Raw genomic sequence first — 19,659 nt, 5'->3', positions numbered from 1 at the left:
GGGACCCGGCAGGCGGTCGAACGCCGCTTTACGGGACAATAAAGACACATGCCCGACCGGCCCGCCCCCGACGCCGCCCCGACGATCGCGATCGTCGATTACGGCATGGGCAATCGGCGGTCGGTCGAGAAGGCGCTGCAGCGGACGGGCGCGAGGACGCTCATGACGCGCGACCACGCGGAGCTGCGGGCGGCCGACGGCCTCCTGCTTCCCGGCGTCGGGGCCTTCCCGGCCGCGATGCGGGTCATCCGCGACCTCGGCCTCGACGAGGTCCTCAAGGAGTGCGCGAGCCGCGGCACGCCGCTCTTCGGGAGCTGCATGGGCATGCAGCTGCTGTTCGAGGAGTCCGAGGAGCACGGTGGCGCCGAGGGGCTGGGGCTGCTGCGGGGCAGCGTCCGCCGCCTCGACAGCCACGGCCAGAACCTCCCGCACATCGGCTGGAGCGAGGTGAAGTGGGTCCGCGAGAGCCCGCTTCGCGACGGGTTGCCCGACCCCATCCATCTCTACCACGTCCATACGTTCGCGCCGCATCCCACGGACGAAGACGCGGTGCTCGGCGTGGCCGAGTACGGCGAGACCTTCGCCACCGTCGTCGCGCAGGGGAACATCTACGGGGCGCAGTCGCACCCCGAGAAGTCCTCCGCCCACGGCCTCGGGCTGCTCGCGAACTTCACGAAGCGCTGCGCACAGGTGATCGCTTGATCCTCTACCCCGCCATCGACATCTACGAGGGCAAGGCCGTCCGGCTCGTCAAGGGCGACTTCGACGCCAAGACCGTCTACGAGGACTCGCCGCTGGAGGCGGCCCGCGCGTGGGTCGAGGCCGGCGCGCGCTTCCTCCACATCGTCGACCTCGACGGGGCGAAGTCCGGTAGCCCGAAGAACCTGCACCACATCGAGCAGATCGCCGGCGAGCTCGGCGTGCCGGTGCAGACCGGCGGCGGCCTGCGGACCCTCGGGGCCGTGAAGGACGCGCTCGCCGCCGGCGCCGAGCGGGCGATTCTCGGTACCGCGGCCTACGCGAACCAGGACTTCCTCGACGACGTGCTCGCCCAGTACCGCGACCGCATCATCGTGTCGGTCGACACGCGGGGCGGCAACGTCTCGACGTCCGGCTGGCAGGAGACGTCGACGTCGACCGGTGAGGCCGTCATCGAGCGCCTGCAGAACCGCGGCGTGCGCTCGTTCGTCTACACGAACGTCGATCGCGACGGCATGCTCGAGGGCCCGGACCTCGCCGAGGTCAGGCGCATCGCCGCCGCCGTCCGCGGACGCTTCATCTACTCCGGCGGCATCGGCAAGCGCGAGGACCTCGAGAACCTCGCGGCCCTCCGCCAGGTGAACCTCGGCGGCGTCATCGTCGGCAAGGCCCTGTACGAGAAAAAGTTCACGGTGAAGGAGGGGCAGGCCGCCCTCGAGCCGCCGCGCAGCGACCGGCCCTACCGCCCCGCGTACGACGCGACCGGCGACTAGGGCGAGGTCGGCCGGACTTGCACCTCAAGCGCGTCATCCCCTGCCTGGACGTCGCCGACGGCCGCGTCGTCAAGGGGACGAACTTCGTCGACATCCGCGACGCGGGTGACCCCGTCGAGCTCGCCGAGCGCTACGACGCGGCCGGGGCCGACGAGCTCGTCTTCCTCGACATCACCGCGACGCACGAGAACCGCGACACGATCGTCGAGCTCGCGCGGCGGACGGCGGACAACGTCTTCATCCCGTTCACGATCGGCGGCGGCATCCGCTCGGTGGCCGACGCGCAGGCCGTCCTCGACGCCGGCGCCGACAAGGTCTCGATCAACTCCGCCGCGGTCGCCCGGCCGGAGCTCATCGACGAGCTCGCCGCCCAGTTCGGCGCCCAGTGCGTCGTCCTCGCGATCGACGCCAAGGCGCGTGAGGAGGGCGACGGCTGGGACGTGTACGTCGCCGGTGGCCGCCGGAACACCGGCCTGGACGTGCTCGAGTGGGTCCGCGAGGGCGTGGAGCGCGGCGCGGGGGAGATCCTCCTCACCTCGATGGACCGGGACGGGACGAACGACGGATACGACCTTCCGCTCACCCGGGCGGTGTCGGACGCCGTGAGCGTCCCCGTCATCGCCTCCGGCGGGGCCGGCGAGCTGGCGCACATGGCCGAGGCGCTGACCGAGGGCGGCGCCGACGCGGCGCTCGTCGCCTCGATCTTCCACTACGGCAAGCACACCGTCGCCGAGGCGAAGGCCGCGCTCGCCGCGGCCGGCGTCGCCGTCCGCGCCTGACCGCGCCGCGCCGTCCGCGCCTGACGTCGCCGACGCGACCGCGCCGGCGTGCGGCCCGGTGGGACATATGACCCCACGAGACCGCACGCCGATGGGGGATGGGCGCGAGGTCGGGGGCCTACCGGCGGCGACGTGTCGCCGCGCCGGTCCCGAACGCCCGGCAGATCGTCGGCCCGTACTTCCCCTGCTTCGTGCAGAACAACGGGCGGGGACGGTGGCAGGAGATCTTCCCGCCCCGCCGCGTGCAGATCATGCCGCCGCTGCGGATGAGGGCGTTGCGGCGGCGGATCGCGGCGCGGCGGGCGGCGACGCGCCGGTTCAGCGCGGCCCGGCGGCGCATGACGCGCCGGATGAGCGCGACGTGGCGCGCCTCGCGCGCGCGGGCCCGGCGGTCGGCCTCGGCCTGCGGACCGGTTTTCGGCGGCCGCCCGTCGAGCCCGTACAGCGTCGTGTAGCCGACGAGGATGATGTCGCGGTCGGTGGCGACGACGGGGTTGAAGCCGCCGCGCCGCGTGAACCAGATCTGCCGGCCCATGCCGGCGGTGATCGCCGTCGTCGTGCGCGCGAGCGTCGAGTACCAGACGAGGTCGCCGAGGACGACGATGCCGCCGGAGACGCGCCCCTCGGTGTGGTGCTTCCAGCGGACCGAGCCGGACTGGGCGTCGAAGGCGTACACGTGGCGGTCGTAGGAGCCGACGTAGACCGTGGGCGGCGTGCCGGGGACCTGCGCCACCGCGGCGGACGAGTAGACGTACCCGCCGGTCTTCTTGCGCCAGGCGAGCTTGCCGCTGGACTGGGCGAACGAGTAGACGAAGCCGTCGGTGTTGCCGATGTACACCCGCCCGAACGCGGCGGCGGGGGTCGCGTAGAAGTTCCCCGAGCGCAGGCCGAAGCTGCCGCCGCTCGTCCCCGTCGACCAGATGAGGCCGCCGGTGTCGTGGCGCAGCGCCTGCACCGTGCCGCCGTAGGTCCCGAGGAAGAGCCGGCCCCGGTCGAGCGCGAGGCCGCCCTTGACCGCGCCGGGTGCCCTGTGTGTCCAGCGCACCTGCCCGTCGCGGGCGCGCAGCGCGTACACGGTCCCGTTCTCGGAGCCGAAGTAGACGGTGCCGTGGTCGACGAGCGGCGAGGACTCGCTGCGGCTCTGCAGGCGGACCGACCAGCGCGTGTGGCCGTTCGCGGCGTTGACCGCGACGACGCGGCCGCCCTTCGTGCCGCGCCCGCGCTCGAGGATCGTCACGAAGACCGTCCCGTTCGCGTAGGCCGGTGACGACGCGGCGAGGTGGCCCATGTGGCGCTTCCAGAGCAGCCGCCCGGTCCGGCGGGAGATCGCCTCGAGCCGCGCGTCGTCGCGCAGCGAGAAGACCGACCGCCCGCCGAGGGCGGGCGGGAACTCGAGCAGCACGTTGCCGCCGTGGGTCCAGCGCTCGGCGAACGGCGGGCGCAGGTCGTGCCTCAGGGGGAGGTAGCGCGTGCGGCCGGCGTCGTACCCGTACGTCGGCCAGCTGAACGACGAGCCGCGGTCGCTCGTCGCGCGGTCGACGGTCTTCGCCCGGGGGCGGTCCTTCGCGTTGAACTCGACATTCGGGTTGGAGACGTCGCCTGGCTGGCGGGAGGAGAGGATCGCGATCGCCGCTCCGGCGAGGAGGGCGAGCACGACCCCGGCGAGGACCAGGCGCCGGAGGCGGGGATGCGCACGCATCGACCCCATACGGTAGACAGGCGAGTCCGCCCATGCTGAACCCCTCCGCCGCCCTCGACCGCCTCCGCACGCTCCCCGCCGGCCCGCGCGTGCTCGGTCTCGTCGCCGCGACGCCGGGCGCCTGGGTCGTGGGCGGCGCCGTCCGCGACGCCCTCCTGGACCTCGATGCGCGCGAGCTCGACCTCGTCGTCGAGGGCGATCCGACGGGGCTGCTGGACGCGCTGGGCGGCACCGTCGTCGCCCACGAGCGCTTCGGCACCGCCACCGTCACGCTGCCCGAGCCCGGGCCGGCCGGCGAGCCGCTGACCGTCGACGTCGCCCGGGCCCGTCGCGAGACGTACGCCGTGCCCGGTGCGCTCCCCGACGTCGAGTTCACGACCGTCGCGGAGGATCTGCACCGCCGCGACGTGAGCGTCAACGCCATCGCGCTGCGGCCCGCGGGGGAGGGCGAGCCCGAGCTGCTCGCCGTCGACGGCGCCCTCGACGACCTCGGCGCGGGGGTGCTCCGCGTCCTGCACGACCGCTCCTTCGCCGACGACCCGACCCGCCTGTGGCGCGTCGCGCGCTACGCCGCCCGGCTCGGCTTCGCCGCCGACGCCCACACCACCGCGCTTGCGGCCCGCGCCGACCCGCGCTCGGTGTCCGGCCCGCGCCTCGGCAGCGAGCTGCGCCTGGCGCTGCGTGAGCCGGACGCGCTCGCCGCGCTGCGCGCCGCGGCGGCGCTGAACGACGGGCTCCTCCCGGCCGGGCTCGACCTGGACCCGGCGCGGCTGCCGGCCGCGCTCGAGCTCCTCTCCGGAGCCGGCGAGGTCCGGCGCGACCTCGTGCTGCTCGCCGCCTGCGCCCGGACGACCGATGCCGCCGCGCTCGTCGACTGGCTCGGGCACCTCGGCTTCGGCTCGCGGGAGCTCGACATCGTCGCCGCCGGCTCGCGGAGCTCCACCTACATGCCGCTGCAGCGGGCGCAGACGCCGGCCGAGATCGCCCGCGCCGCCCGTGGGGTGCCGCTCGAGGTCGTCGCGCTCGCCGGCGGCGAGCAGGCGCGCCGCTGGATCGACGAGCTGCGCCACGTCGGCCTCGCGATCACCGGTGAGGACCTCCTCGGCGCCGGCGTGCCGGAGGGGCCGGAGGTCGGGCGTCGGCTGCAGGCCGCGCTCGACCAGCGCCTCGACGGGGCGATCCCGCCCGGCCGCGACGCCGAGCTGCAGGCGGCGCTCGCATGACGGCCCCGGCCCCGGCCCCATCGCCCGCCCTGCCGGCCGGTTTCCGCTGGGACGGCCCCCTGCTCGCGGTGACGCTGGGCGGCGCCGAGGTGCGCTTCACCGGCCGGGCCGGCGGCGTGTCCACCGGCCCGTACGCGTCGCTCGACCTCGCCCGCCACGAGCCCGCCCGGGCCGGCGACGTCGCCGCGAACATGGAGCGACTCGCGCGCTGGACGGGCGTGCCGGTCGCGCAGTGGGTCCAGTCCCGCCAGGTCCACGGCAGCGTCGTGCACCGGACGACCGACGCCGCGGCGCTGCCGGACCCGGCCGCCGAGGGCGACGGCCAGGCGATCACCGCCCCCGAGGTGGCGGGCGTCGTCCTCACCGCGGACTGCCTGCCGGTGGTCGTCGCCGGCGCCGGGGGCGTCGCGGTGCTCCACGCCGGGTGGCGCGGGCTCGCGGACGGCATCCTCGAGGCGGGCGTACGGGCGCTCCGCGAGCTCGGCGTCGCCGGCCGCCTCGAGGCCGCCATCGGCCCGGGCGCGGGCGGCTGCTGCTACGACGTGGGCCCCGATGTCCGCGCGGCCTTCGCGGCCGACGGCGTCCTCGCCCGCGCCGGGAGCGCCCCGATCGACCTGAAGGCGATCGCCGCGCGGCGGCTGCACGCCGCCGGCGTCGCCACCGCGCACGACGCGGGCCTGTGCACGATGTGCGCGACCTCGGGCGACGGCGAGCGCCTCTTCTTCAGCCACCGCGCGGACGGCGGCACGACCGGACGACAGGCGGGCATCGCATGGCTGAGCTGATCACGGGCCTCGAGGCGGACGTCGTCCGCCGCAACCTCGACGCGATCCGGGAGGACGTCGGGCACGGCGTCCAGATCCTCGCCGCGATCAAGTACGTCGCCACCGAGGAGCTCGGCGTGCTCGCCGAGGCCGGCGTGACGCTCGTGGGGGAGAATCGGGCCCAGGCGCTGCAGGAGAAGCACGCCGCCCTCGGCCCCGCCTTCACCTGGGACTTCATCGGCCACCTGCAGTCGCGCAAGGTCAAGGACGTCGTCCCGCTCGTCCGCCTCATCCACTCCGTCGGCAGCGAGAGCGCCCTCGACCGGCTCGACCGGCTCGGTCCGGAGGGGCGCGGCGACGTCCGCGTCCTGCTCGAGGTGAACGTCGCGCAAGAGGAGGGCAAGAGCGGGTTCGCGCCCGCCGACCTCCCGGCCATGCTCGAGCGCGCGGCGGCCGCGGGCGTGCCGGTCGACGGCCTCATGACGATGCCGCCGCTCGCGCCGCGGGCCGAGGACAACCGGCGCTGGTTCGCCGCCCTCGCCGAGCTCGCCGGGGCCCACGGCCTGCGCGAGCTCTCGATGGGGACGAGCCAGGACTATGCCGTCGCCGCGGCCGAGGGCGCGACGATCGTCCGCATCGGCTCGAGCCTCTACCGCTGAGCGCGGCCGCCGAAAGCCATTCAGCTTGCAGGAGAATTGCCGGAAAGGGCTAACCTTCCCCTCGGTATGGCCTTTCGTGACACCTGGCACCGCGGACTCGTCTACTTCGGCCTCGCCGAAGACCGCGACCCTGCGTACGACGACGAGCCCGAGTACGAGCCGGAGGCCGCGCTCGCCGAGAGCTACCGCGAGCGCCCGAACGTCCGCCGCCTGAGCACGCGCCGCCGCGGCGACGACTTCGACGACATCTTCGCCGACGACAGCGCCCGCACGACGCGGCTGCGCGCCGTCGGCGGCGCCGCGCCCGGCGGCCGCAACGGCAGCGACGTCCGCGTGCACCTCGTCATCCCGAAGTCGTTCAACGACGCCCAACAGGTCGCCGACAAGTTCAAGGACTCGATTCCGGTCGTCCTGAACCTCCAGGGGACCGACAACGACCTCGCGAAGCGCCTCATCGACTTCGCCTCCGGCCTCACCTACGCCCTCGACGGCGGCATGCAGCGGATCGCCGACAAGGTGTTCATGCTCACGCCGCGCAACGTCGAGATCAGCGCGGAGGAGCGGGCCGAGCTCATCGAGAAGGGCTTCTTCAACCAGTCCTGACGGCGGGCGCAGGGCGTCTTCGCCCGGCCCGCCAATACGATGACCCCAATGCAGATCGGGCTCATCGGATCGGGGAACATGGCGCGCGCCATGGTGCGGGGCTGGGGTGACCCCGTCCTGTGCACCGACGCGCTGCCGGAGCGGGCGGCCGCGCTCGCGGCCGAGGTCGGTGGCGAGGCCGTCGCCACGAACGCGGAGCTCGCGGAGCGTGCCGACCTCGTCGTGCTCTGCCACAAGCCCCCGCAGCTCGCCGCCGTCGCGGCCGAGGTCGCCCCGCACGCGAAGGCCGTCGCCTCGATCCTCGGCGGCGTGCCGCTGAGCGACCTGCAGGCCGCGTACCCGGAAACGACCGTCTACCGCTTCCTGCCGTCGACCCCCGTCGAGGTCCGCCAGGGCGCGGTCATCCACGCGCTCGAGGGCGCCGGCGACCCGGAGGTCCTCGCGCTCTTCGCCCGGCTCGGCACGCTCGTCTCGCTGCCGGAGGCCCAGGTCGACGTCGCGATGGGGCTCATGAGCAACACGCCGGCGTACTGGGCGCTCGTCGCCGAGGCGCAGATCGACGCCGGCATCCGTCGCGGCCTTCCCGCCGACCAGGCCGCCGAGCTCGTCGTGCAGACGATGGCCGGCACCGCCGCCCTCCTGCGCAGGCGCGAGTTCGACACGCTCGCGGTCCGCCGCGAGGTCACCTCGCCCGGCGGCTCGACCGCCCGCGGCCTGGACGCCCTGGAGCGGGGTGGCGTGCGCGCCGCCTTCAGCGACGCCATCGACGCCGTCCTCGGAGGACGCTGAACCCCATGCCCGCGCTGCCCCTCGCCCTCGCCCGCGGCGACGTCGCCGACTTCGTCTCGGCGCTCATCCTCGTCTACACGCTGCTCGTCATCGCGTGGATCCTGCAGTCGATGTACTTCGGCTTCGGCGGGCGCATGCCGTACTCGCGCTGGTCGAGCGGCGTCATCGGCTTCCTCGACGACACGGTCGGGCCGTTCCTCGCCTTCTTCCGCCGCTACATCCCGCAGTTCGGCCCGCTCGACCTCAGCCCGATGGTCGCCATCCTCGTCCTGCAGTTCGCGGGCGCCATTCTCGTCAACATCATCCGCGGCTGAGCGCGCATGGCCGGGCCGTCCTCCACGGCGACCCGAGCGTGGTCGCGCGCCGGCCTCGTGCTCGCCGTCGTCGTCCTGCTCGACCAGCTCACGAAGAAGCTCGTCAAGGACGGCCTCGACGTGGGTGAGGAGAACGCGGTCCTCCCGGCCGTGAAGCTCGTCCACGCGCAGAACCGCGGCGTCGCCTTCAGCGCCCTGGAGGGCAAGGGCGCGATCGTCTCGCTCGTCATCGGGCTCGCCGTGCTCGGCCTGCTCGTCTACGTCGCGCGGAACATCGCCACGCCGTACATCTGGCTGCCGACCGGGATGCTCACCGGCGGCGCCCTCGGGAACATCATCGACCGCGTCCGCGACGGGGCCGTCACCGACTTCGTGAAGCTCCCGGCGTGGCCGGCGTTCAACGTCGCCGACATGGCGATCACCTTCGGCGTCCTCGCGCTGCTCTACGTCATGGAACGGGGGGATGGCGATGCGGCTGACGGCGGGTCCTGACGACGACGGCGAGCGCCTCGACGCGGTCCTGGCCGGCTCGCTCGGCTCCCGCACACGCGCGGCGCGGCTCATCGCCGAGGGCGCCGTGCGGATCGGCGGGCGGACGGTCGTCAAGCGCCACGTCGTGAGCGCGGGCGACGAGATCGACGTCGACGACGCGGCGATCGAGGCCGCCCAGCCGGTCACCGCGCCGACGGGCGAGATCGACCCGGACGTACCGGTCGCCGAGTACACCGTCGCCTACGAGGACGAGCACCTCATCGTCGTCGACAAGCCCGCGGGCGTCGTCGTGCACCCGGCGCGCGGTCACTGGCAGGGGACGCTCGCGCAGGCGCTGGCCGGTACCGCGGCCGGCGGGGAGGACCCGTGGCGCGCGGGGCTCGTCCACCGCCTCGACAAGGACACGAGCGGCCTGCTCGTCGTCGCGAAGTCCGACGCGGTCCACGAGGCGCTGAAGGCGGCGCTCCAGGCCCGCGACATCACCCGGGAGTACCTCGCGCTCGTCGAGGGCCGCCCGACGGCGCGCTCCGGGACGATCGACGCCCCGATCGGCCGCGACCGCCACGTCCGCACTCGCCACTCGATCGACACCGACCAGCCGCGCGAGGCCCGGACCCACTTCACGATCGAGCGCGCGCTCGAGCGCTACACGCTGCTCCGCGTCCACCTGGAGACCGGCCGCACGCACCAGATCCGCGTGCACATGCAGGCGATCGGGCTGCCGATCGCCGGGGATCCCGAGTACGGGCGCGAGGGGCTGCTCGGCCTCCAGCGGCAGTTCCTCCACGCCACGCGGCTCGCGTTCCCGCACCCGGTGACCGGCGAGAGCATCGCCTGCGAGTCGCCGCTCCCGCCGGACCTCGCCGACGCGCTGGCCGCCGCCGGCGGCTGACCGCGCCGCGGGCGGCGACTCGCGTACACTGGTCCGGCAGTTTTCCGACGTCCCCTACCCGCCCGGACACCCCGGTCGTGGAGCTGCCCCGCCACCGTCCCGATGACGGCGGCCCGGGGTCCACGCCCAGCCGCGCGGTCACACCAGTACCCACAAGCGAGAAGGAGCAGCACATGGCGACTCAGGTCGGCATCAAGGAGCTGCTGGAGTCCGGAGTGCACTTCGGGCATCAGACGCGCCGCTGGAACCCCAAGATGCGCCGGTTCATCCACGGTGAGCGTGGCGGCATCTACATCATCGATCTGCTGAAGGCCCAGGCCCTCCTGGCCCAGGCGCAGGAGTTCGCGCTGCAGACCGCGCACCGCGGCGGCACGATCCTCTTCGTCGGCACGAAGAAGCAGGCGCGTGACGGCATCAAGGAGATGGCGGAGGCCTGCGGGCAGCCGTACGTCAACCACCGCTGGCTCGGTGGCCTGCTCACGAACTTCCAGACGATCCAGAACCGGATCAAGCGCCTGCACGACCTCGAGCGCTGGGAGGAGGCGGGCCAGCTCGCGCTGCTCCCGACCCGCGAGCGCATGGCGGCCCAGGCCGACCTCGCGAAGCTCCGCGCGAACCTCGGCGGCGTGAAGAACATGACCCGTCCGCCGGACGCGATCTTCATCATCGACCTGAAGACCGAGCTCATCGGCGTGCAGGAGGCCAAGCGCCTGCGCATCCCGATCATCGGCCTCGTCGACACGAACTGCGACCCCGACGGGATCGACTACATCATCCCGGGCAACGACGACGCGATCCGCTCGTGCAACGTCATCACGAAGGCGATCACCGACTGCGTCGCCGAGGGTCGCGGCGCGTTCGTGGCCGCCGAGCAGGAGCGCCAGGCGCGTGAGCAGGCCGCCGCCGCCCAGCGTGCCGCCGAGGAGCAGGCCCGCCGTGCCGCCGAGGAGGCCGCCAAGGCCGCCGCCGAGGCCGAGCAGAAGGCCGCCGCCGAGGCCAAGGCCGCCGCCGAGGCCACCGCGCCCGCCGAGGCCACCGCGCCCGCCGAGGCCGCCCCCGCTGCCCCCGAGGCCCCCGCGGCCGCCGCGACGACCACCGAGGAGACGACGAATGGCTGACATCACCGCGACGATGGTGAAGGAGCTGCGCCAGAAGACGGGCGCGGGCATGATGGAGTGCAAGAACGCGCTGACCGAGGTCGAGGGTGACGTCGAGAAGGCCGTCGAGCTGCTCCGCGTGAAGCTCGGCAAGAAGGTCGGCAAGCTCGCCGACCGCGAGGCCGCCGAGGGCACCGTCCAGTCCTACATCCACGCCAACGGCAAGGTCGGCGTGCTCGTCGAGGTCGACTGCAACACCGACTTCGTCGCCCGCAACGAGGACTTCATCGCGTTCGCCCGCGAGATCGCGATGCACCTCGCGGCGTCGCCGACGACGAAGTACATCTCGTCGGACGACATCCCCCAGGAGGACAAGGACAAGGAGTCCCGCGTCTTCGAGCAGCAGGTCGCCGACAAGCCGGAGAACATCCGGCCGAAGATCGTCGAGGGCATGCTGAAGAAGTGGTACTCGGAGGTCTCCCTCCTGGACCAGAAGCACGTCAACGAGGACAAGCACGAGTCCAAGACGATCGAGCAGCTCCGCGCGGACCTGTCGGCGAAGACCGGCGAGAACGTCGTCATCAGCCGCTTCAGCCGGTTCGCGGTCGGCGAGTAGCCCGAGCGCATGTCCGAGGCGCCGGCACCCGTCTTCGGGCGGATCCTGCTGAAGCTGTCGGGGGAGTCCCTCATGGGCTCCCTCGACTACGGCACCGATCCGGAGCGGGTGAAGGCCGTCTCGGCCGCGATCAAGGCGGTCGTGGACCGCGGGGTGCAGGTCGCGATCGTCGTCGGCGGCGGCAACATCTACCGCGGGATGAAGGGCGCGGCCGCCGGGATGGACCGGGCGACCGCGGACTACATGGGCATGCTCGCGACGGTGCTCAACGCCCTGCCGCTGCAGGACGGCCTCGAGCGCCTCGGGCAGAACACCCGCGTGATGAGCGCGCTCACGATCCACGAGGTCGCCGAGCCGTACATCCGCCGCCGGGCCATGCGCCACCTCGAGAAGGGGCGCGTCGTCATCTTCGCGGCGGGTACCGGCAACCCGTTCTTCACGACCGACACCGCCGCGGCCCTGCGGTCGGTGGAGATCCACGCCGAGGCCATCCTCATGGCGAAGAACGGGGTCGAGGGCGTCTACGACGACGACCCGCGCGAGAACCCCGAGGCGATGCTGCTGCGCCACGTCACCCACATGGAGGCGCTGCAGCGCGGCCTGAAGGTGATGGACTCCACCGCGCTGAGCCTCTGCATGGACAACAAGGTCCCGATCCACGTGTTCAACATGGACGATGAGCGGAACATCGACCGGATAGTGTCGGGCGAACGAGTGGGGACGCTGGTGACTTCTGATGACTGAGATGAGTGACGAGCTCCTGGCCGACGCCATGGAGCAGATGGGCAAGCGTGTGGAGGCCTGCGTGGGCCTCTTCGGGACCGTGCGCACGGGCCGCGCGAGCCCGTCGCTGCTGGACCGCGTCTCGGTCGACTACTACGGCGCGCAGACCCCGCTGAAGCAGCTCGCGACGATCAACGCGCCCGAGGCGCGGCTGCTCACCGTGCAGCCGTTCGACGCCGGCTCGATCACCGCGATCGAGAAGGCGATCTCGCTCGCGCAGCTCGGGCTCAACCCGTCGAACGACGGCAAGATCATCCGCCTCTCCGTCCCGGAGCTCACCGAGGAGCGCCGCCGCGAGATGGTGAAGATGGTCCGCGGGATCGCCGAGGACGGCCGTGTCGCCGTGCGCAACGTGCGCCGCGACACGATGCAGGACCTGAAGGAGCTGAAGGACGAGGGCGAGATCGGTGCCGACGACGAGCACCGGGCCGAGGGCGAGCTGCAGAAGCTGACCGATCAGCGGATCGCGGAGCTCGACGCCGCCCTGAAGTCCAAGGAAGCCGAGATCCTCGAGGTCTAGTGGCGTCCTCGCGCAGAGCGCCCGGACGCCACTGCGAGTTCGCCCAGGGGGCGAACATCGCGGAGTCCGGGCGTGACTGAACCGGCGCGCTACGTCGCGATCATCACCGACGGCAACGGGCGGTGGGCGCAGGCCCGGGGCGTCCCGGTGGCGGAGGGGCACGAGGCCGGGGCCGACGTCGTCAAGGCGCGGCTGAAGGACGCCGTCCGCCTCGGCATCGAGGAGCTGACGGTCTACTCGTTCTCGACCGAGAACTGGCAGCGGAGCGCCGAGGAGGTCACGACGCTCATGCGGATGTTCTCCGAGCGGATCCTGCGCGAGACGCCCGAGCTCGACGATCAGGGGGTGCGCATGCGGTTCATCGGCCGGCGCGACCGCGTCGCGAAGGCGCTCCTGGACCAGATGGAGGAGGCCGAGGCGATCACCGCGGCGAACACCCGCATCACGCTCTTCATCGCGTTCGACTACGGCGGCCGGCAGGAGATCCTCGACGCCGCCGAGCGCTACCAGGGCGGGGGCGAGGAGGCGTTCGCGCGGGGCCTGTACGCGCCCGAAATGCACGACCCCGACCTCGTCATCCGGACCTCGGGCGAGCAGCGCATCTCGAACTTCCTCCTCTGGCAGGCGGCCTACAGCGAGCTCGTCTTCGCGCCCGAGCTGTGGCCCGACTTCGACGCCGCGGCCTTCGAGCGGTGCCTGGACGAGTACGACACCCGTCAGCGCCGTTTCGGGGGGCGGTGAGTCATGGACGAGGTGCTCGACGCGGCGACCCGCTCGGACCTGAAGGCCCGTGTCATCGTGGCGATCCCCGCGGTGGCCGTCGCGCTCATCCTCGTCGTCGCCGGCGGCGGCGTCTTCGCCGCGGGCATGTTCGCGCTCGGCGCGATCATGTTCCACGAGCTGTTCCTCATGTTCTCGAACGCGCACCCGTCGCGGCTCGGGGCGATCATCGGCCTGCTCGGGCTCATCGTGGCCGCACAGCTCGGCGACGAGCGCAACGTCCTCATGGTGATGATGGCGTCGTTCCCCATCGTCTTCGTCCTCATCCTCATGCAGCCGAAGGGCGGGGCGCCCGGGATCTCCGTGACGATGCTCGCCCTCGCGTGGATCGGCCTCGCGCTCGCGCACGCCGTCCTCCTGCGGCGGCTGCCCCACGGCGAGGCGGTGCTCATCGACATCCTCGTCGGCACGTTCCTCGGGGATACCGGCGCCTACCTCGGGGGCCGGGCGTTCGGGCGGACGAAGCTCGCGCCGCGCGTCTCCCCGAACAAGACCGTCGAGGGGCTCGCCTGCGGCTTCCTCACCGCCGTGGTCGCGGTGTGGTGCGCCGGGCTCTACCAGGACTGGATGTCCGGGGTCGACGCCCTCGTCCTCGGCGCGGCCGTCGCCGTGCTCGCCCCGATCGGCGACCTCTTCGAGAGCTACCTCAAGCGGGACGCGGGCACGAAGGACACCGGCACGCTGTTCGGGGCCCACGGCGGCGCGCTCGACCGGCTCGACGCGGTGATGTTCACCGTCGTCACCGGCTACTACGTCTGGCTCGCGCTGCTCTGACCGGCCGGGTCGTGGCGGTGCGGGCCTTCGCGAGCGCCGCCGCCTCGAGCGCGTGCTTCGCCGCCGCCGGCCACGCCGTCGCGAGCCGGTCGACCGTCCGCAGCAGGTAGGGCCCCAGCGTCGCGCTGAACGTCGTCGTCATGTGCGAGACGTCGCGCAGGACGAGCGCGCCGCCGATGACCGGGCGGCAGACGGCGGGGCCGCAGAAGAAGCGGGAGAGGTCGGCGACCTGGATCTGGGGCGAGCGCAGGCTGCGCGCCGCGCGGCTCGCCGGGTCGGGCGGCAGGGCGACGCGGCGGGGGAGTGCGCACTCGGCCCCGGCGTCCGCGTGGGTGGCCACCGCGGTCCCGACGCATGTCAGCGCGGCGGCGGTCGTCCGCGGGGTGTCGCGGAGGACGACGACGTGCCGGACGCCGGAGGAGCGCAGCAGCTCGTGCCACGCGCGCACGTAGCCGGCGCGGCGGGCGGCGATGGCGGTCTCGCCGCCGGCCGGGACGACCCTGATCCGGTGGGCGCCGGTGAAGACGACGCTGATCGCGCGGTGCGCGGCGATCCACCGCTGCACCTGCCGGTTCCACGCCTCGCACTGGGCGGCCTGGCCGGGCCGGCGGAAGAGCGGGCGCGCGAGCGTCAGGGGGCAGCCGGCGCGCGAGATCGAGACGGCCCGCCAGCCCCGGGTGCGGACGACGTCGCCGAGGGCGGCGCGCCAGTGCGACGCGTGGCTGTCGCCGACGAGCGCGACGGTGCGGCGGCCGGGCGCTGCCACGGCGCCCCACAGGCAGATGCGCAGCAGGCCGTCGTCGTAGCTGCGCCGGCAGCCCTCCTGGCGCTGGGCGGCCTTCGCCGTGGCAGGGGTGGGGAAGACAGTCGTCGCGAGGCGGAGGTTGCGGCAGGGGGCCCGCGGGTCCTCCGAGGCCGCGCCGAAGCAGGGCGAGCGGACGATCGCCGGCAGCGGCGTGCGGGCGTCGGGCAGGAGCGGGGCGGGGGCGGGCGTCGGGGCCTGCGCCGGGGCCGGGGTGGGCCGGGCGGGGTCGCGGGGCGCGGCGGGGGCGACGGCGATCGTCGACCCCGGGCCGGCCGGCGCGGCACCGTCGTCACCCGACCCGGCGAGACGCGCGACGAGGGCGGCGGTGACCGCGGCGACGACGACGAGGAAGACCACCGTCCTGAGGGCCGAGGGCACGCGCATCGCCCGTGAACTGTAGGAAGCCGCGGGGCGCTGCGGCGCCACCTGCGGCGGGTGGCCGAGCCGCGGGTGCCATCATGGACCGGTGTCCGCCCCCCGCCGTCTGCTCATCCTCGGCTCCACCGGCTCGATCGGGACCCAGGCCCTGGACATCGTGGGCCGCTCCCCCGACCTCGAGCTCGTCGGGCTCAGCGCCGAGCGCTCCTGGGAGCCGCTCGTCGAGCAGGCGATCGCCCACGGCGTGGACCGGATCGCCCTCGCGGACGCCGACGCCGCCGCCCGTGCCGGGGAGGCGTGGACCGACGGAGAGGTGCTCGTCGGCGCCGAGGGGCTCGTCCGCCTCGTCCTCGAGACGCAGCCCGACCTCGTCCTCAACGCGCTCGTCGGGAGCGCCGGCCTCGGTCCGACCGTCGCGACCCTCGGTGAGGGCATCGACCTCGCGCTCGCGAACAAGGAGTCGCTCGTCGTCGGTGGCGAGCTCGTCATGCAGCTCGCGGAGGCGACGGGCGCCCAGCTGCTGCCGGTGGACTCCGAGCACTCCGCGCTGCATCAGCTCCTCGCCGGCGAGCATCCCGCCGCGGTCGACAGGCTCGTCCTCACCGCGAGCGGCGGCCCGTTCCGCGGGCGCACCCGCGCCGACCTCGAGCACGTGACCGTCGAGGAGGCGCTCGCGCACCCCACGTGGGCGATGGGCGGCAAGATCTCGATCGACTCCGCGACGCTCATGAACAAGGGCCTCGAGGTCATCGAGGCGCACCACCTCTTCGGCACGCCGTACGACCGCATCGACGTCGTCGTGCACCCGCAGTCGATCATCCACGCGCTCATCAACCTCAGCGACGGGGCGACGCTCGCCCACCTCGGGCACCCCGACATGCGCGTCCCGATCGCCTACGCGCTCCATCACCCCGAGCGCATGGACCTCCCGGTCGCCCCGCTCGACCTCGCCGAGCTGGGGGCCCTGACCTTCGAGCACGTCGACCACGACGCGTTCCCGTGCCTGCGGCTCGCCCGCGAGGCGGCGATCGAGGGCGGCACCGCGCCGTGCGTCCTCAACGCGGCCAACGAGGTCGCCGTGCACGCCTTCCTGAGCGGGCGGCTGGGCTTCCTCGGCATCCCCGAGGTCATCGAGCGGACGCTCGACGAGGTCGGCGCCGCCCCGATCCGCGCGTTCGAGACGCTCTACGAGGCCGACCGCGAGGCACGCGACGTCGCCGGGGGCCTGGTCACCGCCGCATGAGCTACGTCCTCGCCTTCGCCGGGTTCGCCGCCCTCATCGTCCTCCACGAGCTCGGCCACTTCCTCGCGGCCAAGGCGGTGGGGATGCGCGTGGAGCGGTTCGCGCTCTTCTTCCCGCCGCTCGTCGCGAAGAAGAGGTGGGGCGAGACCGAGTACGGGATCGGGGCGATCCCGCTCGGCGGCTACGTGAAGATCACCGGCATGAACCCGGCGGAGGACATCCCGCCGGAGGTGGCGCACCGCGCCTACTACCGCCAGGCCCCGTGGAAGCGGATCGTCGTCATCGCCGCCGGCCCGATCATGAACATCATCGTCGCGTTCGTGATCCTGTGGGCGCTGTTCGCCTTCCAGGGCGTCGCGACCGGCATCTCGCAGAAGGTCGACACGGTCAACGCCGGCTCGCCCGCCGCCGGGAAGCTCCAGCCCGGCGACCGGATCGTCTCGATCGACGGGCAGAAGGGCGACGCCGCGCTGTTCTCCGCCGCCGTGCAGTCGCACGTCTGCTTCGGCATCCCGCACAAGGGCTGCCAGGCGCTGACCCCGGCCCGGGTCGTCATCCGGCGGGACGGCGCGCGCAAGGTCCTGCACCTCACGCCGACCTACGACCCCGGCGCGAAGCGCACGCGCCTCGGCTTCGCCTTCGGCATCGTGTACGACCGCCAGGGCGTGCTCGAGGCCTCCTCGTCGTCCATCTCCGGCATGTGGCGGGTGACGAAGGCGACCGTCAGCTCGCTCGGGCGGATCTTCGTGTCGAGCAAGGCCCGCAAGGAGGTCTCGGGGGTCGTCGGCTCCTACGAGACGACCCGCCAGACGATCTCGACGTTCGGGTTCGTCGACGCGATGAACATCCTCGCGATCATCAGCCTGTCGCTCGCGATCGTGAACCTCTTCCCGTTCCTCCCGCTCGACGGCGGCCACATCTTCTGGGCGATCGCCGAGAAGCTCCGCGGCCGCGCCGTCCCGTTCGACTGGATGGAGAAGGCGAGCGTGCTCGGCTTCATGCTCGTCATCGTCCTCTTCGCCATCGGGCTGACGAACGACATCGGGCGCCTGCAGGGCCAGGGTTTCGGCGTGCGGTAGGCTCGCCAGCGGCCGGTCCCCCGCAACGGGGGACGCCCCCGGACGGGGGCCCGCGGCCGCCACATCACGGTCCCTTGAGAGGGAGGAGTTCATCCATGGAATCCAGCACTGCCGCGTCCCGGAAGGCGATCGACGCCGCGTCGATGGCCGAGGCGTTCCGCATCACCGCGAGCCAGCAGCCCGGCGAGGTCGCCGTCCGCACGCTCGACGACTCGATCGCCTGGACCTGGGGTGAGCTGCGGGAGAAGGTCGACCTCCTCGCGCAGTCGCTGGTCGGCCTCGGCCTGGAGCGCGGGCAGACGATCGCGCTCATGCTGGCCAACCGCCCCGAGTTCCACCTCTGCGACCTCGCCGCGATGATGATCGGGGCGACGCCGTTCTCGATCTACATGCAGTACACGCCGGAGCAGGTGCAGTTCGTCGTCTCCGACGCAGACGCGCACATCATCATCACCGAGCCCCAGTTCCTCGACGTCGTGCTCGAGGCGCGCAAGGAGCTCCCGGGCCTGCAGCACGTCGTCGTCGTGGGCGCCGAGGGTGACGTCCCGGAGGGCTGCACGACGCTCGAGGCGGTCATGGCCGCGCCGGACACGTCCTTCGACGTCGACGCGGCGGTCGCGGCCCTCGGCTCCGACGACATCCTCACGCTCATCTACACGTCGGGCACGACCGGGCCGCCGAAGGGCGTGCAGCTCACGCACGGCAACCTGCTCGTCGCCGTGGAGGCGGTCGAGGCGATGGTGCAGTTCCCGAGCGGCTCGCGGGTCATCTCGTGGCTCCCGAGCGCGCACATCGCCGAGCGCGCCGCCCACCACTACCTGCCGGTCGCCTTCGGCCTGCAGATCACCTCGTGCCCCGACCCGCGCGCGGTGCTCGGCGTCCTGCCGCAGGTGCGCCCGCACTGGTTCTTTGCGGTGCCGCGCATCTGGGAGAAGCTCAAGGCCGGCCTGGAGACGGCGGTCGCCGGCCTGCCGGACGAGCAGCAGGAGGCGGCCCAGAAGGGCCTCGCCGCCGCGACCGAGCGGGTGCGCCTGCGCCAGCGCGGCGAGGAGGTGCCCGCCGAGATCGATGCGGCCGCCGATGCCGCGGACGCCTCGCTCTTCGCGGGCTGGCGGGCGATGCTCGGCCTCGACCAGGTGAAGGCGATCAACGTCGGCGCCGCGCCGACGCCCGTCGAGGTGCTCGAGTTCTTCCACGCGATCGGCCTGCCGCTCGCCGAGCTCTGGGGGATGAGCGAGACGTGCGGCGCCGGCGCCGTGAACCCGCCCGACCGGATCAAGATCGGGACGGTCGGCCCGGCCGCGCCCGGCGTGGAGATCAGGATCGCCGAGGACGGCGAGGTGCTCATCCGCGGCGGCGTCGTCATGCCCGGCTACCGGAACCTCCCGGAGAAGACGGCCGAGGCGATCCAGGACGGCTGGCTGCACACCGGTGACATCGGGAAGCTCGACGAGGACGGCTACCTCTCGATCGTCGACCGCAAGAAGGAGATCATCATCAACGCCGCGGGCAAGAACATGTCCCCGGCGAACATCGAGGCGACGCTGAAGTCCGCCCACCCGCTCATCGGGCAGGCGTGCTGCATCGGCGACGGGCGCCTCTACAACACGGCGCTCATCGTCCTGGACGCCGACTTCGCGCCGGCCTGGGCGGCGAAGCGCGGCATCGAGGACACGTCGCTGGAGGCGCTCGCGGCCAACGAGGAGGTCCGGGCCGAGATCCAGGGCGGGGTCGACGCGGCGAACGCGAAGCTCGCCCGCGTGGAGCAGCTGAAGAAGTTCACGATCGTCGCGGGCGACTGGCTGCCCGGCGGCGACGAGCTGACCCCGACGATGAAGCTCAAGCGGCGCCCGATCGACGCGAAGTACACCGCCGACATCGAGGCGATGTACGCGTGA

The 19,659-nt window shown here is 73.0% G+C and carries 22 protein-coding genes; 20 read left to right on the top strand and 2 right to left on the bottom strand.

Annotated features, from left to right (window positions below; genetic code table 11):
* The first annotated feature begins 48 nt into the window (after positions 1 to 48).
* From hisH to hisF, 3 genes are read left to right on the top strand one after another with little or no spacing between them, the layout of a single operon-like run.
* Positions 49 to 702: an imidazole glycerol phosphate synthase subunit HisH gene (gene hisH, locus NBH00_RS16230; RefSeq protein WP_254569639.1), complete on the top strand. Its 654-nt coding sequence runs from the start codon at positions 49 to 51 to the stop codon at positions 700 to 702.
* Complete coding sequence (gene hisA, locus NBH00_RS16225) at positions 699 to 1,472, top strand: 1-(5-phosphoribosyl)-5-[(5-phosphoribosylamino)methylideneamino]imidazole-4-carboxamide isomerase (RefSeq protein ID WP_254569638.1); 774 nt, start codon at positions 699 to 701, stop codon at positions 1,470 to 1,472. The genes hisH and hisA overlap by 4 nt, the downstream gene beginning before the upstream one ends.
* 17 nt (positions 1,473 to 1,489) lie before the next feature.
* The gene (gene hisF / locus NBH00_RS16220; protein ID WP_254569637.1) at positions 1,490 to 2,251 is read left to right on the top strand and encodes an imidazole glycerol phosphate synthase subunit HisF; all 762 of its coding nucleotides are present in this window, start codon (positions 1,490 to 1,492) and stop codon (positions 2,249 to 2,251) included.
* A 118-nt stretch (positions 2,252 to 2,369) separates the two neighbouring features.
* Here hisF and NBH00_RS16215 read toward each other — a convergent pair whose 3' ends face one another.
* Positions 2,370 to 3,950 (bottom strand): outer membrane protein assembly factor BamB family protein, encoded by a 1,581-nt coding sequence (locus tag NBH00_RS16215; protein WP_254569636.1) that lies wholly within the window; start codon positions 3,948 to 3,950, stop codon positions 2,370 to 2,372.
* A 32-nt stretch (positions 3,951 to 3,982) separates the two neighbouring features.
* On the opposite strand from NBH00_RS16215, the gene NBH00_RS16210 reads away from it, so the two are divergent.
* From NBH00_RS16210 to NBH00_RS16145, 14 genes are all read left to right on the top strand, one after another.
* Entirely contained in the window at positions 3,983 to 5,173 is a 1,191-nt protein-coding gene (locus NBH00_RS16210) for a tRNA nucleotidyltransferase/poly(A) polymerase family protein (RefSeq protein WP_254569635.1), read from the top strand.
* Positions 5,170 to 5,958, top strand: a complete 789-nt coding sequence (locus tag NBH00_RS16205; protein ID WP_254569634.1) for a purine nucleoside phosphorylase YfiH/LACC1 family protein — start codon at positions 5,170 to 5,172, stop codon at positions 5,956 to 5,958. Before NBH00_RS16210 ends, NBH00_RS16205 begins: the two co-directional genes overlap by 4 nt.
* Complete coding sequence (locus NBH00_RS16200) at positions 5,946 to 6,596, top strand: YggS family pyridoxal phosphate enzyme (RefSeq protein WP_254569633.1); 651 nt, start codon at positions 5,946 to 5,948, stop codon at positions 6,594 to 6,596. Before NBH00_RS16205 ends, NBH00_RS16200 begins: the two co-directional genes overlap by 13 nt.
* A gap of 66 nt (positions 6,597 to 6,662) precedes the next feature.
* Positions 6,663 to 7,199: a cell division protein SepF gene (locus NBH00_RS16195; protein WP_254569632.1), complete on the top strand. Its 537-nt coding sequence runs from the start codon at positions 6,663 to 6,665 to the stop codon at positions 7,197 to 7,199.
* 48 nt (positions 7,200 to 7,247) lie between these two features.
* Positions 7,248 to 7,988 (top strand): pyrroline-5-carboxylate reductase family protein, encoded by a 741-nt coding sequence (locus tag NBH00_RS16190; protein ID WP_254569631.1) that lies wholly within the window; start codon positions 7,248 to 7,250, stop codon positions 7,986 to 7,988.
* 5 nt (positions 7,989 to 7,993) lie between these two features.
* Entirely contained in the window at positions 7,994 to 8,302 is a 309-nt protein-coding gene (locus NBH00_RS16185) for a YggT family protein (protein ID WP_254569630.1), read from the top strand.
* Between the two features lie 6 nt (positions 8,303 to 8,308).
* Positions 8,309 to 8,794: a signal peptidase II gene (gene lspA / locus NBH00_RS16180; RefSeq protein WP_254569629.1), complete on the top strand. Its 486-nt coding sequence runs from the start codon at positions 8,309 to 8,311 to the stop codon at positions 8,792 to 8,794.
* Positions 8,766 to 9,686 (top strand): RluA family pseudouridine synthase, encoded by a 921-nt coding sequence (locus NBH00_RS16175; protein ID WP_254569628.1) that lies wholly within the window; start codon positions 8,766 to 8,768, stop codon positions 9,684 to 9,686. The genes lspA and NBH00_RS16175 overlap by 29 nt, the downstream gene beginning before the upstream one ends.
* A 173-nt stretch (positions 9,687 to 9,859) precedes the next feature.
* Complete coding sequence (gene rpsB / locus NBH00_RS16170; protein WP_254569627.1) at positions 9,860 to 10,804, top strand: 30S ribosomal protein S2; 945 nt, start codon at positions 9,860 to 9,862, stop codon at positions 10,802 to 10,804.
* A complete protein-coding gene (gene tsf / locus NBH00_RS16165; protein ID WP_254569626.1) occupies positions 10,797 to 11,399 on the top strand; it encodes a translation elongation factor Ts in 603 nt (200 codons plus the stop codon). Before rpsB ends, tsf begins: the two co-directional genes overlap by 8 nt.
* A 9-nt stretch (positions 11,400 to 11,408) precedes the next feature.
* The gene (pyrH, locus tag NBH00_RS16160; RefSeq protein ID WP_254569625.1) at positions 11,409 to 12,143 is read left to right on the top strand and encodes a UMP kinase; all 735 of its coding nucleotides are present in this window, start codon (positions 11,409 to 11,411) and stop codon (positions 12,141 to 12,143) included.
* A gap of 1 nt (position 12,144) precedes the next feature.
* Positions 12,145 to 12,702, top strand: a complete 558-nt coding sequence (frr, locus tag NBH00_RS16155; RefSeq protein WP_254569624.1) for a ribosome recycling factor — start codon at positions 12,145 to 12,147, stop codon at positions 12,700 to 12,702.
* 72 nt (positions 12,703 to 12,774) lie between these two features.
* Positions 12,775 to 13,443 carry a polyprenyl diphosphate synthase gene (gene uppS / locus NBH00_RS16150; RefSeq protein ID WP_254569623.1) on the top strand — a complete coding sequence of 223 codons (669 nt, stop codon included), beginning with the start codon at positions 12,775 to 12,777 and terminating at the stop codon, positions 13,441 to 13,443.
* Between the two features lie 3 nt (positions 13,444 to 13,446).
* On the top strand, positions 13,447 to 14,256 hold the full coding sequence (locus NBH00_RS16145; protein WP_254569622.1) for a phosphatidate cytidylyltransferase: 810 nt from the start codon (positions 13,447 to 13,449) through the stop codon (positions 14,254 to 14,256).
* On the opposite strand, the gene NBH00_RS16140 is transcribed toward NBH00_RS16145, so the two are convergent.
* Positions 14,222 to 15,445, bottom strand: coding sequence for an SGNH hydrolase domain-containing protein (locus NBH00_RS16140; RefSeq protein ID WP_254569621.1), 1,224 nt, complete (start codon positions 15,443 to 15,445; stop codon positions 14,222 to 14,224). The two genes, NBH00_RS16145 and NBH00_RS16140, sit on opposite strands and share 35 nt — an antisense overlap.
* Positions 15,446 to 15,527: 82 nt before the next feature.
* Here NBH00_RS16140 and dxr point away from each other — a divergent pair, with 82 nt between their 5' ends.
* From dxr to NBH00_RS16125, 3 genes are all read left to right on the top strand, one after another.
* Positions 15,528 to 16,682 carry a 1-deoxy-D-xylulose-5-phosphate reductoisomerase gene (gene dxr / locus NBH00_RS16135; RefSeq protein WP_254569620.1) on the top strand — a complete coding sequence of 385 codons (1,155 nt, stop codon included), beginning with the start codon at positions 15,528 to 15,530 and terminating at the stop codon, positions 16,680 to 16,682.
* Positions 16,679 to 17,761, top strand: coding sequence for a M50 family metallopeptidase (locus NBH00_RS16130; protein WP_254569619.1), 1,083 nt, complete (start codon positions 16,679 to 16,681; stop codon positions 17,759 to 17,761). The genes dxr and NBH00_RS16130 overlap by 4 nt, the downstream gene beginning before the upstream one ends.
* A gap of 95 nt (positions 17,762 to 17,856) precedes the next feature.
* A complete protein-coding gene (locus NBH00_RS16125) occupies positions 17,857 to 19,659 on the top strand; it encodes an AMP-dependent synthetase/ligase (protein ID WP_254569618.1) in 1,803 nt (600 codons plus the stop codon).

The sequence above is a fragment of the Paraconexibacter antarcticus genome (genome assembly GCF_024220175.1).
In the GTDB taxonomy this organism is placed as follows: domain Bacteria; phylum Actinomycetota; class Thermoleophilia; order Solirubrobacterales; family Solirubrobacteraceae; genus Paraconexibacter; species Paraconexibacter antarcticus.
This window is presented reverse-complemented; position numbering and strand designations above follow the sequence as displayed.